Raw genomic sequence first — 12,382 nt, 5'->3', positions numbered from 1 at the left:
GAGGCCGCTCGCGCGGCCTCTTTTTTTGTCATTTGACCGCAGCGTTCCCGCCGTCCGCATAGAGCGCGGACCCTGCCACGAAGCTCGCCATAGGGCTCGCCAGGAAAAGTGCGGCCCGGGCGATTTCCTCAGGCTGGGCGATGCGCTTGAGGGCATGCAGGCCCGCCGCCCATTCCTTTTGCGCCGCGTCGCCCGCCATCGGGGTGTCCGTGCCGCCCGGCAGCAGCGCATTGGCGCGTATGCCGCGCGCTCCGTAGTCGGCGGTGATCCCTTTCACCAGACCCATGATCCCGGCCTTCGATGCGCCATAGGTCCCCATGCCGGGGATGCCGACGCTGGTGCCGACGAAGGTGGAGGTGAAGATGATCGACCCGCCGCCGCGCTCAAGCATCGCCGGGATCTGCAAGCGGGCGCCGAGGAAGGCACTCGTGAGGTTCATGGCCAAGGTATGCTGCCACTCCTCCAGTGCCACCTCGCCCAGCGGCTTGTAGGGCCCGACCGTGCCGGCATTGTTCAGAGCGATGTCGAGACCGCCGAACCGGCCAAGCGCCGCTTCGAGCAATGTCCGGTGGGTTTCCTCGTCCGCGACATCGCCTGCCACGGCGACCGCACGGCCGCCGGCCGCCTCGATCTCGGAAACAAGCTTCTGCAATTCCGCCTCGCCCCGCGCATTGGCTACGACGGCAGCCCCTTCCCGGGCGAAGAGAAGGGCCGCGGCCCGGCCGATGCCGCTTGATGCGCCGGTAACGATGGCCACTTTGTCGGTTAGCATGATGTACCTCCTGTTGGTTACATCCGCTGTCTAAGGCCGCCCGTTTCGCATCGACACCCGATTCCTGACCGAGTGAAAAACTCCCTCAGGCCTTTCGGTTCACCATGTAGACGCCCGCCACCACGATCACCGTGCCGACGATCATCGGCAGGGTCAGCGGCTCCCCGAACAGGATGGCCGCCTCGATCGCCACCACCGGCGGCATCAGGTAGATGAGCGAGGCGGCGCGGGACACCTGGCCGCGGCGGATGAGGTAGAGCAGCAGACCGACGGCGCCCATCGACAGACCGAGGACCGACCAGGCCATGGCGAAGATCGCCTCATGCGTCCAGTCGAAGCGCAGGTTTTCAAGGCTGAGCGCCAGCGGGATGGTGACGATCAGCGCGCCGACGAATTGCAGCGTGGCGATCGAGAACAGGTCGCCCTCCTGCAGGTGCCGCTTCTGATAGAGCGTGCCGTAGGTGACCGACGTCATGGCGACGAGATTGATCAGCACCGGAACCGCAAGTCCGGCCAGTCCGCGCCCGAAGAGGTCGAGAAGCTGCGGCGAGATCGCGATCAGGATGCCGGCAAACCCGAGCGCCAGCCCGACCTTCTGCAAGGGCTTGAGGCGCTCACCGAGGAAAAGCGGCGCGACCATGGCGGTCAGCAGCGGCTGCAGCCCGGCGATGATGCCGGAAAGGCCGGCCGGCACGCCCTGTCCGATCGCATACCAGACGCCGGCGAGATAGAGCCCGTGCAGGAAAACGCCCGAGAACATCGCATGGCCGAGCTGGGCCCGGCTCTTCGGCCACTTGGCCCGCGTGATCAGGCAGACCGCGAAAAACGCCATGGCGGCAAGCGCGTGCCGTCCGGCCAGGAACGTCAGGGGATCGGCATGCACCGCCGCATATTTCGCGACGATCCAGCCCGTGGACCAGAGGAGGACGAAGAGGGCCGGAGCCAGGCGGTCGAGCATGATGGGGATGTCCGGCGGAGATTTCGGCAGCGGCCGTTTTCATGGAAGCCGCCTGCTTATTCCCACCCCGTTTCATCGTCAAAGCAGAAAAACTGATGATTGCGATGAGCAGCGCTTGAACAATGCTTGGACACCACTTGGGGCAGATGATGTTTTTCAAGGCAGGAGGCTTATTCACCTCCTCCTAAAATAGGATGCTTGCCGAGCGCTAGAATCAGCGCATTTACTGACGGGTGGGGCCTGGAGCCTGTATTTTTTGACGCGCAGAATTCTTTTCCGCGAATTGCGCACAGTTCTTGCATTGCCTGCACCGTTGTACTCTTATGGCCAAAAAAGGGGAATGCGCCTTTGGCATTTGATGAAATGTTGACTGCGGAAAACCTTCCGCGACCGCCATACAAGACCTACCACGAATGGTATGCCAGTCAGGACGCTGCGCACCTGATCCGCAAAACCCAAGACGCGGAAAACATATTCAGAAAGACAGGCATCACATTCGCGGTCTATGGACACGCAGACAGTTCCGAAAAGCTCATCCCCTTCGACATCATTCCCCGCATCATCTCGGCTCGTGAATGGCGCAAGCTTGCGCAGGGCATCGAGCAGCGGGTTCTGGCGCTCAACGCCTTCCTCGACGACATCTACCACAAGCAGGAGATCATCAAGGCCGGCCGCATTCCCCGCGCGCTGATCGAGAGGAACGTCACCTTCCTTCCCGAAATGATCGGCTTCAAGCCGCCCGGCGGCGTCTACACCCATATCGTCGGCACCGACATCGTGCGCACCGGCGAGGACCAGTTCTACGTGCTGGAAGACAATGCCCGCACGCCGTCCGGAGTTTCCTACATGCTGGAAAACCGGGAAACGATGATGCAGATGTTCCCTGAACTGTTTGCGCTGAACAAGGTGCAGCGGGTCGAGGACTATCCACGGCTGCTGCGCCAGTCGCTCGCCTCGCTTGCCCCTCCCGGCTGCAAGGGCCGGCCACGCGTCGCGGTGCTGACGCCCGGCATCTTCAACTCGGCCTATTACGAACACTCGTTCCTCGCCGACCAGATGGGCGTCGAGCTCGTCGAGGGCGGCGATCTGCGCGTCATCGACGGCCGCGTCAAGATGCGCACCACAAGGGGTTACGAGGCGATCGATGTGCTCTACCGCCGCGTCGACGACGACTACCTCGATCCGATGACCTTTCGCGCGGATTCGGCACTCGGCATTCCAGGCATCATGGACGTCTACCGGGCCGGCAACATCACCATCGCCAATGCCCCCGGCACCGGCATCTGCGACGACAAGGCGATCTATTCCTACATGCCGGAGATCGTCGAGTTCTACACGGGCCGCAAGGCGCTGCTCGAAAACGTGCCGACCTGGCGCTGTTCCGAGCCCGACAGCCTCAAATATGTGCTGGAGCACATCGAGGAACTGGTCATCAAGGAAGTGCACGGTTCGGGCGGCTACGGCATGCTGGTCGGCCCGACGGCCAGCAAGAAGGAGCGCACCGACTTCGCCGAGAAGCTGGCGGCCAGGCCTGACAACTACATCGCCCAGCCGACGCTGGCGCTGTCCACCGTGCCGATCTTCGTCAACAAGGGGATTGCCCCCCGTCACGTCGACCTGCGCCCCTATGTGCTGGTTTCCGACAAGGTGAAGATCATCCCCGGCGGCTTGACCCGCGTGGCCCTGAAACAGGGTTCGCTGGTGGTCAATTCCAGCCAGGGCGGCGGCACCAAGGACACCTGGGTACTGGAAGATTGAGGTCGTAGATACATGCTCGGAAGAACTGCAAACGGCCTTTACTGGATGTTCCGCTACATCGAGCGGGCGGAGAATATCGCTCGCCTCGTCGACGCCGGCCTGCGCGTATCGCTGACCCGCGCCGGCTCCTCCGACGAGGATTGGCACGGCGTGCTCGAAAGCGCCGGCGTGCGCGAAGCCTATTCGGAAGTGCACGCCGAACTGACAGCGGCGGACGCCATCGATTACCTGCTGCGCGACACATCGAACCCGTCGAGCGTCATGTCTTGCATCGAATTCGGGCGCAACAACGCCCGCATGGTGCGCACCGCGCTGACCCGCGAAACCTGGGAGGCGACCAACGAATGCTGGATCGACCTGAAGGCCCGGCTTTCCCGCAAGGTGAAGCAGACCGACCTGCCGGAACTGATCGACGTCATCAAGCACCGCTGCGGCCTGATCCGCGGCGCCTTCCACGGCTCGATGCTGAGAAACGACCTCTACAACTTCTCGCGCATCGGCACCTTCATCGAGCGCGCCGACAACACCAGCCGCATTCTCGACGTGAAATATTACGTGCTTCTGCCGGCGATCAGCCAGGTCGGATCGAAGCTCGACAACTACCAATGGGAATCGATTCTGCGCTCGGTCTCGGCCCACCGTTCCTACGGCTGGGTCTATGACGGCGAATATCAATCCGCCAACATCGCCGACTTCCTCATCCTGAAAGTCCAGATGCCGCGCTCGCTGGCTTACTGTTACGAGAAGATCACCAGCAATCTCGATTATCTGGCACAGACCTATGATGAGCGGCTGAAGGCGCACGAGACGGCGGCGGCGATCCGCTCGACGCTGAAGCGTGGCTCCATTTCCGACATCATGGACCAGGGCCTGCACGAATTCCTGGAGGATTTCGTCAGCCGCAACAACCAGCTCAGCGCCGAAATCTCCGAAGGCTACCGCTTTTATCAGTAGGCCCAACAGGCACAGGATTTACCGCACATGCGGCTGAAGATCTCCCATACGACCGAATATCTCTACGACGAGCCGGTGCCCTATTCGCTGCAGCGGCTCAGGCTGACGCCGACCGACGGTCCCGGCCAGAAGGTCATCAACTGGTCGATCACCGTCGATGGCGCCAAGATCGAGGCGGGTTATGCCGACCAGTTCGGCAACCGTGTCGAGCTGGTCTCCACCGAGGGCACCGAACACATGATCCGCATCGTCGCCTCCGGCGAGGTGGAGACCCTCGACCGCGCCGGCGTGTTCGGCCCGCATCAGGGTTTCTGCCCGCTCTGGCTGTTCCTGCGCGAGACGGCGCTGACCAAGCCGGGCAAGCTCATCCGCGAACTCGCCAAAAGCCTGAAGGGCGACAGCGAGCTTGCAAAAATGCACGCGCTGATGGAAACGATCCATGAGACCGTTGCCTATGTGCCGGGTGCGACCGGCACCGAGACGACCGCCGAACAGGCGCTCGAGGCAAAGACCGGCGTCTGCCAGGACCATACCCATATCTTCATCACTGCCGCCCGCCTGCTGGATATCCCGGCGCGCTACATTTCCGGCTACCTGCTGATGGAAGGCGAGACCGAACAGGCCGCCACCCATGCCTGGGCGGAAGTGCATCTACCGGGCCTCGGCTGGGTCGGCTTCGACACGTCGAACAAGATCTGCCCGAACGACAGTTACGTGCGGGTCGCCTCCGGCCTCTGCTACCGCGACTGCGCCCCCGTCTCCGGCATGCGCCTCGGCCCGGCCGGCGAAAACCTCAAGGTCTCGCTGACGGTGGCGCAAACCCAAAGCCAGCAGGGCCAGACGCAATCCCAGGGGTGACGGACGCGCAACAACCGGGGACGCCATAGCAGGCGTTCTCGGCCGACCGTAAATCACCGGCTCACACCGTTGTGCGGCGCAATGGTTTCTTAACCACGCACCGTGTTCCCGATTTCACAAACAGTTCAAGGGTTGAAGATTCCGGCGGCGGCAATCTATGCTGCATTGCGGCATGGACTATTGCTGCCTACGATGCGCGGGGCTGCGGGTTACCGAAACGCATGGCAAATGTCATGCCCGAATGAGGATACCAGATGCTTGAGACGTCCAAGACCAAGCCGCAGGATCTCGAATCGATCGCGCGCCATGGCGGAACTTTCCGGCGAATGGCCGCACGCCTGCCCACCTATTTCACCGACCTGCGGGAAAACCCGGCTTGGCTTCCGATGTTCCTTTTGGCCCGGACAATTCCGTTCAGGCGGGCGCATTGGCTGACCGCCAAGCCCGTCTCGAAGTCCGCGCAGCGGCAAACATCGATGTTCGGCGATATCGAAGCCGATATGGTCGCCGACGAACTCAGACAGAACGGGATCTTCACCGGCCTTGTCCTTCCCGATGCGATTCGACAGGAGATCGCCCGTTTTGCATCCGAAACCCCTTGTTTCGGCAATTTCGAGCGGAAACTCGAATTCCGTGCCGGCGAACACGCGGAAGCGGAACGCCGATTCGGGCGGGCGATCCTGAGCGGTCACCATTTCGAAAGGATCGCCGATTGCGAGGCGGCGGTCGCGGTGCAGCAGGATCCTCTCCTTCTAGATATCGCAAGGCACTATCTCGGTGGCGAAGCCAAGCTGATCACCACCCGGACGTGGTGGAGCTTTCCCACTCAATCCGCCTCGGAGGCCGATCTCAGCCGTGCCTCTTTCAAGTTTCATTTCGATCTCGACGACTGGCGGATGCTGAAATTTTTCTTCTACCTATCGAATGTCGATGAAGACGCGGGACCGCATGTCTATATGCGCGGAAGCCACAACAAGCGGCGGCTCAAGCACCAGCTGACCCTGCTCGTGGGTCATCCGGCAGAAGAAGTGCTCGAATTCTACGGAGAGGAAAGCGCCCTCACCCTGACGGGCAAGGCCGGCTACGGGTTCGTCGAAGACCCCTTCGGCTTCCATATGGGGACGGTCGCCAAACATCACCCGAGGCTGATGATGGAAGTCGGCTTCGGCGTCTCGAAACCCTCAAAGCGCAGATATCACGGCGAACCCGTCGTACGCTGATGAGCCTTACGGCTCGATGAGCCCCCGACGGGGCTCATCCGATAGCCGCCAATATGCCCGCACAAGCTCGACACCACCTTCGCATGTTCTGGTCCCGCCCCATAAAAGAGGTGGCGCATGCTGTTTGGGCAATCGGTCTTCCAGTCGGTTCTGACGCGACTGAAGCAAGAGCATAGCGAAGACGAGGCCGAAGAGGCAGGCACGGGTTTCCGCATCAAGGGGCTCGGCATGGGTTTCGTCGCGCCGCAGGATGACGGCCCGGTGGTGACGGCCACCGGGACCGAGGCCTATTTCGCTTTCCTTCCCGACGTTACCGAGATCGCAATCGAATCGGTGCTGGCGCAAGAGGAGCCGCAAGAGCCACCGCCGGCACCGGTCATCCCCGCCCACCTGTTGCGGCTGACGACCGAGGAGATCGCCGCGGAGCTTGACATCACGGCTGCCGACACGGAGGCGACGCTCGGCGAAAAACGCCGGCATTTTGCCAAGGCCAACCATCCCGACGGGGTCGCACCGGAATTCCGGGAGAACGCCAATACCCGCATGAAGACTGCCAACCTGCTGATCGACACGGCGATCAAAGGCCTGTTCTGGCGCTAGTCTAGATCCTGGTCCTGCGGCTCGTCGGCAGGTTTCTCCGCCGGCGGCCTTTTCCTTTCGATGAACAGCTTGTAGGCGGCATAGGCACCCATGGCGCCGACGATGATCGCCCAGAAGGGTTCTCCGGCAACCAGTTCGAATATCGCCCACGCGGCGCAGACCGCGGGGATCAGCACCCGGCGCCAGAGCGGCTCGTAGAAAGGATGGTTTGGATCGATCATAGTCTTAACTCCCGGCCAGTCGTTCGCTGCCAGTCACTCGCCATGGGTCATTCCCCGGCGGCCTGCATGCTCTGGCGTGAACCGATGATATCCTGGTCGACGATCGAAAATGCAAGGTTGAGATGTCCCTCGAACACCAGGGAAGGCTCGTCCGGCACGACGGTCAGGCCCGGCATGCCGCCGAGCCGCACCACATGCGTCTGCGCCAGCCCCTCCTCTATGCCCGCCTGCAGCAGATCCTGATAGCGGGTGCCGGGACCGGTGATGAAAACCGGCATGTGGCCATGCAGGCTGAGCAGCCGTGAGAGGCCATAGCCCAAGGCGGCGCCCGCATTGCGGAAAGCGAGCTGCGCCATGCGGTTGCCCTGTCGGGCCCGGGTGGCGATCTTGTCGATTTCGGCGACCGGCACGAATTTCGCGGGGATCGTATCCACCGGCACCTCGAAAGCGGCACGCAGGATGGCGTAGAAGCCGGCATAGGCCTCGACGCAGCCGCGCGCACCGCAGCGACAAAGCCCGCCGTTCGGCATATGCAGCATGTGCCCGAAATTGGGCGCCGAGATTTCCGGAACCCCGCCGGCGACCCGGCGCGCGATCCCGAGCCCGATGCTGTGGCCGAGCGAAAGCGCCGCGAGAACAGGCTCGCCGCCGCCCTGCATCTTCACCTGGCGTTCGAGCAGAGCGCCCGCCACCAGCAGCGTCTCGTTGTTGAGGATGACCTTGGCGTGCCAGCCGTCTTTCAACGCCGCGGCAAAATCCACCGGCTGGGAACCGAAGACCGGCGACCAGACGAGCACCGGTTCGCTCGGATGCGCCAGCCCCTTGCTGCTGACCGATACGAGCAGGACGCTGCCGCGGTCGATGCGGGAGCGTTCGACGGCCCGTTCGAGGCCCGCCGAGATGGCTGCCAGGAAGGCTGCGGTGCCGCCCTCGCCGCGGGATTCGCTGAACCGGTCGAGCAGCGTGCCGGCATAATCGACCAGCGAATACTGGATCAGGTCCGACGAGATGATGACGGTGATGAGATAACCGCAATTGCGCCGCTGGCTGAACAGCACCCGGGGTCGTCCCCGGCCGACGGTCGCCTGCTGCTCGCTCTTTTCGATGATGCGGGCGCGCTCCAGATCGGCGGTGATCGAGGAGATCGTGGCCGACGCCAGCCCGGTCGCATCCGAGATTTCCGTATGCGCGAGCCGGCCGTGGCGACGCAGCGCGGACAGCACGAGCGCGCTGTTCTGCTGCCGGACCAGTTCCGTGCTCGATTTCGCCAGCATTCCGCCTGCAGCCTCCCTCACTCCAACTGTCGATACGGCAGTGCCTTCCCCTTCACAAGTGCCGATTGACAGCCCTCGGAATCTCTGACATCTAATTTCTCGACTGTCGAGAAAAAAGCTGAATGCTTTCTCCGGCAGATTATCTGGCGGGGGGAGAGCACGGAGGCTAGCGCCCATCCGCCGTCACTCGGGAGGACACTATGAGATCATTCGTAAAGCTGATGGCCGGCGCGGCCATCCTCGTTTCCATGCATTCCGCCACCATGGCGGCCAATCTCGTCGTCGGCGTTTCCTGGTCGAACTTCCAGGAAGAGCGTTGGAAGACCGACGAAGCCGCCATCAAGAAGGCACTTGCAGCTGCCGGTGCCAAGTATATTTCCGCTGATGCCCAGTCGTCCGCCGCAAAGCAGCTCACCGACGTCGAGTCGCTGATCTCCCAGGGCGCCAACGCCCTGATCGTTCTGGCGCAGGATTCGAGCGCCATCGGCCCGGCTGTCGAAAAGGCAGCAGCCGAAGGCATTCCGGTCGTCGGTTACGACCGCCTGATCGAAAACCCGGCTGCGTTCTACATCACCTTCGACAACAAAGAAGTCGGCCGCCTGCAGGCGCAGGGCGTCTTCAAGGCAAAGCCTGAAGGCAACTACGTCTTCATCAAGGGTTCTTCTTCCGATCCGAACGCGGACTTCCTGTTCGCCGGCCAGATGGAAGTGCTGAAGGCTGCGATCGACGGCGGCAAGATCAAGAATGTCGGCGAAGCCTATACCGACGGCTGGAAGCCCGAAAACGCCCAGAAGAACATGGAACAGTTCCTGACCAAGAACAACAACAAGGTCGACGCGGTCGTGGCATCCAACGACGGCACTGCCGGCGGTGCGATCGCAGCGCTCGACGCTCAGGGGTTGGCAGGTTCGGTTCCGGTCTCCGGCCAGGACGCCGACAAGGCAGCCCTGAACCGCGTGGCGCTCGGCACCCAGACGGTTTCCGTTTGGAAGGACAGCCGAGAACTCGGCAAGAACGCCGCTGAAATCGCTCTGGCGCTTGCCGGCGGCAAGAAGCTGACCGAGATCAAGGGCGTCCAGACCTTCGAAGGCGGTCCGAAGAAGGTGAAGATGCAGTCGGTCTTCCTGAAGCCGCAGGCAATCACCAAGGACAACCTGAACGTCGTCATCGAAGCGGGCTGGATCAGCAAGGCTGAAGCCTGCCAGGGCGTCAAGGCCGGCGCAGTGGCTGCCTGCAAGTAACGCATGGCTTTGCGCAGACGATAAACTCACCGACGCCGCAGCACTTCTGCCGCGGCGTCGGTTTTCGGCGTAAGATGGCGCGGCCGCATAAAAGGTACCCCCGGCGGGTTACCCAGCGGCTGAACGTCGCGCAGGCGCGATCCGGCACGAGATCTTCGAGCCGCAGCGTCTCGCTAAAGTGGGGAACGGCGAATCATGGCCGAGACAATACAGTCCACAACGAATTCCAAGACATCGGGAGCGGCAGGACAGGCGGAAGGCAATATCATTGCCCGCTTCTTCCGCGCGACCGAGATCGACACGCGCATGCTCGGCATGATCGGCGCGCTGCTGATCATCTGGGTCGGGTTCCATATCCTGACGGGCGGCCTCTTCCTGACGCCGCGCAACCTCTGGAACCTCTCGGTGCAGACCGCCTCGGTCGCCGTCATGGCGACCGGCATGGTGCTGGTCATCGTCACCCGCAACATCGACCTTTCGGTGGGTTCGATCCTCGGTTTCACCGGCATGATCATGGGCGTGCTGCAGGCCCGGCTCCTGCCGGAACTGTTCGGCTTCAACCACCCGGCCATCTGGATCATCACGCTGGCCGGCGGCATCGCCATCGGAGCGCTGATCGGTACGCTGCAGGGCTCCATCATCGCCTTTCTCGGCGTGCCCTCCTTCATCGTGACGCTCGGCGGCCTGCTCATCTGGCGCGGCGCCACCTGGTTCGTGACGAGCGGCCAGACGGTCGCGCCGATGGACGTCAACTTCCGCCTGATGGGCGGCGGCACGGAAGGCTCGATCGGCGCCACCTGGAGCTGGGTCGTCGGCATCCTCGCCTGTCTCGCCATCATCGCGGCGATCATCAATGCCCGCCGACAGCGCAAGCGATTCTCCTTCCCGCGCCGCCCGGTCTGGGCCGAATACGTGCTGGTCGCGCTCGGCTGCATCGTCGTGCTCGGCGCGGTTTATATCGCCAACAATTATTACTGGCCGGTCGCCATCGCCCGCCGGTACGCCGAGGCAAACAACATCGCCTGGCCGGAAGGCGGGCTGCTGATCTCGCAGGGGATCGCCATCCCGGTGCTGATTGCAATCGCGGTCGGCATCGTCATGACCTTCATCGCCACCCGCCTGCGCTTCGGCCGCTATGTCTTCGCGATCGGCGGTAACCCGGAAGCGGCGGAACTCGCCGGCATCAAGACCCGCTGGGTGACGGTCAAGATCTTCGCGCTGATGGGCATGCTCTGCGCCATCGCCGCCGCGATCTCGACTGCCCGCCTCAACGCCGCCACCAATGCGCAAGGGGAGCTCGACGAACTCTACACGATCGCCGCAGCCGTGATCGGCGGCACGTCGCTTGCCGGCGGCATGGGGTCGATCGCCGGCGCCATGCTCGGCGCGCTCGTCATGCAGTCGCTTCAGTCCGGCATGGTGCTGCTCGGCATCGACTCGCCGTTCCAGCGCATCGTCGTCGGCATGGTGCTCGTCACCGCTGTCTGGCTCGACACCGTCTATCGCTCTCGCGCCAAATAACAGGAGTTTTCATCGTGACGGAACAAACCACTCCGCTCGTGGAAATGAAGAACATTTCCATCTCCTTCGGCGGGATCCACGCTGTCGAGAATGCCTCGGTCGATCTTTTCCCCGGCGAGGTCGTGGCGCTGCTCGGCCATAACGGTGCCGGAAAATCGACGCTGATCAAGATCCTGTCGGGCGCCTACAAGCGCGACAACGGCGACATCATGATCAACGGCGAGACCGCCGACATCCGCAACCCGCGCGACGCCAAGAAATACGGCATCGAGACGATCTACCAGACGCTTGCCGTTGCCGACAATGTCGATGCCGCCGCCAACCTCTATCTCGGCCGCGAGCTGCAGACAAAATGGGGCACGCTCGACGACGTCGCCATGGAGGCCAGCGCCCGCGAGGTGATGGGGCGCCTGAACCCCAACTTCAAGCGCTTCAAGGAACCGGTGAAGGCGCTTTCCGGCGGTCAGCGGCAATCGGTGGCGATTGCCCGCGCGATCCTGTTCGACGCCCGCATCCTGATCATGGACGAGCCGACTGCTGCGCTCGGCCCCCAGGAGACGGCGCAGGTGGGCGACCTCATCAAGCAGCTGAAGCGCGAAGGCATCGGCATCTTCCTGATCAGCCACGACATCCACGATGTCTTCGACCTCGCCGACCGCGTCTTCGTGATGAAGAACGGCAAGGTGGTCGGCCATGCCCGCACCGAGGACGTCACCAAGGACGAGGTGCTCGGCATGATCATCCTCGGCAAGGTGCCGCCCGGCGCCACGCCAGGCCCCGGCGCCATGAAGGTGGTGTGACTGCCAGACAGAATTGCGCCTGCCCTTTGAAGCCCGCCGCTGATCAAGGGTAGCGCAGAGGCGGAACCGGGCTCTTTCCCGGTTCCGCCTTACCGCTTGAAGGCGGATCGCGGCCGTGCTGCGACATCGGCTGGCGATTGCCGGCTGCGGCATCTTCCGGAGATTGCCGGATCTCGGAACTCCTCTCCTCCCTCGACGTTGGCTT

General features: G+C 62.9%; 12 protein-coding genes. 8 read left to right on the top strand and 4 right to left on the bottom strand.

Translation table 11 applies throughout. The annotated features are described in order from the left end of the window. Positions 1–28: 28 nt before the first annotated feature. On the bottom strand, positions 29–772 hold the full coding sequence (locus C5J24_RS00885; protein WP_105414880.1) for an SDR family oxidoreductase: 744 nt from the start codon (positions 770–772) through the stop codon (positions 29–31). A gap of 85 nt (positions 773–857) precedes the next feature. Next, entirely contained in the window at positions 858–1,733 is an 876-nt protein-coding gene (locus C5J24_RS00880) for a DMT family transporter (RefSeq protein ID WP_105414878.1), read from the bottom strand. 345 nt (positions 1,734–2,078) lie between these two features. On the opposite strand from C5J24_RS00880, the gene C5J24_RS00875 reads away from it, so the two are divergent. From C5J24_RS00875 to C5J24_RS00855, 5 genes are all read left to right on the top strand, one after another. Continuing rightward, entirely contained in the window at positions 2,079–3,488 is a 1,410-nt protein-coding gene (locus C5J24_RS00875; protein ID WP_105400380.1) for a circularly permuted type 2 ATP-grasp protein, read from the top strand. 12 nt (positions 3,489–3,500) lie between these two features. Next, a complete protein-coding gene (locus C5J24_RS00870) occupies positions 3,501–4,442 on the top strand; it encodes an alpha-E domain-containing protein (protein ID WP_105414876.1) in 942 nt (313 codons plus the stop codon). A 27-nt stretch (positions 4,443–4,469) separates the two neighbouring features. Continuing rightward, positions 4,470–5,300 carry a transglutaminase family protein gene (locus C5J24_RS00865; RefSeq protein ID WP_105414875.1) on the top strand — a complete coding sequence of 277 codons (831 nt, stop codon included), beginning with the start codon at positions 4,470–4,472 and terminating at the stop codon, positions 5,298–5,300. A gap of 254 nt (positions 5,301–5,554) precedes the next feature. Further along, positions 5,555–6,520 (top strand): hypothetical protein, encoded by a 966-nt coding sequence (locus C5J24_RS00860; protein ID WP_105414873.1) that lies wholly within the window; start codon positions 5,555–5,557, stop codon positions 6,518–6,520. Between the two features lie 117 nt (positions 6,521–6,637). Continuing rightward, positions 6,638–7,120, top strand: coding sequence for a hypothetical protein (locus tag C5J24_RS00855; RefSeq protein WP_105414871.1), 483 nt, complete (start codon positions 6,638–6,640; stop codon positions 7,118–7,120). Here C5J24_RS00855 and C5J24_RS00850 read toward each other — a convergent pair. Then, a complete protein-coding gene (locus C5J24_RS00850; RefSeq protein WP_105414869.1) occupies positions 7,117–7,341 on the bottom strand; it encodes a hypothetical protein in 225 nt (74 codons plus the stop codon). The two genes, C5J24_RS00855 and C5J24_RS00850, sit on opposite strands and share 4 nt — an antisense overlap. A gap of 47 nt (positions 7,342–7,388) precedes the next feature. Further along, positions 7,389–8,615 (bottom strand): ROK family transcriptional regulator, encoded by a 1,227-nt coding sequence (locus tag C5J24_RS00845; protein ID WP_105414867.1) that lies wholly within the window; start codon positions 8,613–8,615, stop codon positions 7,389–7,391. Positions 8,616–8,815: 200 nt separating this feature from the next. Here C5J24_RS00845 and xylF point away from each other — a divergent pair, with 200 nt between their 5' ends. The 3 genes from xylF (at position 8,816) to C5J24_RS00830 (ending at position 12,177) form a co-directional block, all read left to right on the top strand. Next, positions 8,816–9,856 carry a D-xylose ABC transporter substrate-binding protein gene (xylF, locus tag C5J24_RS00840; protein ID WP_105414865.1) on the top strand — a complete coding sequence of 347 codons (1,041 nt, stop codon included), beginning with the start codon at positions 8,816–8,818 and terminating at the stop codon, positions 9,854–9,856. Positions 9,857–10,051: 195 nt separating this feature from the next. Next, entirely contained in the window at positions 10,052–11,377 is a 1,326-nt protein-coding gene (locus C5J24_RS00835) for a sugar ABC transporter permease (protein WP_105414863.1), read from the top strand. A gap of 14 nt (positions 11,378–11,391) precedes the next feature. Then, positions 11,392–12,177, top strand: coding sequence for an ATP-binding cassette domain-containing protein (locus C5J24_RS00830; protein ID WP_046635213.1), 786 nt, complete (start codon positions 11,392–11,394; stop codon positions 12,175–12,177). The last annotated feature ends 205 nt before the right edge of the window (positions 12,178–12,382 follow it).

Source organism: Neorhizobium sp. T25_27 (assembly GCF_002968565.1).
Taxonomy (GTDB): Bacteria; Pseudomonadota; Alphaproteobacteria; order Rhizobiales; family Rhizobiaceae; genus Neorhizobium; species Neorhizobium tomejilense.
This window is presented reverse-complemented; position numbering and strand designations above follow the sequence as displayed.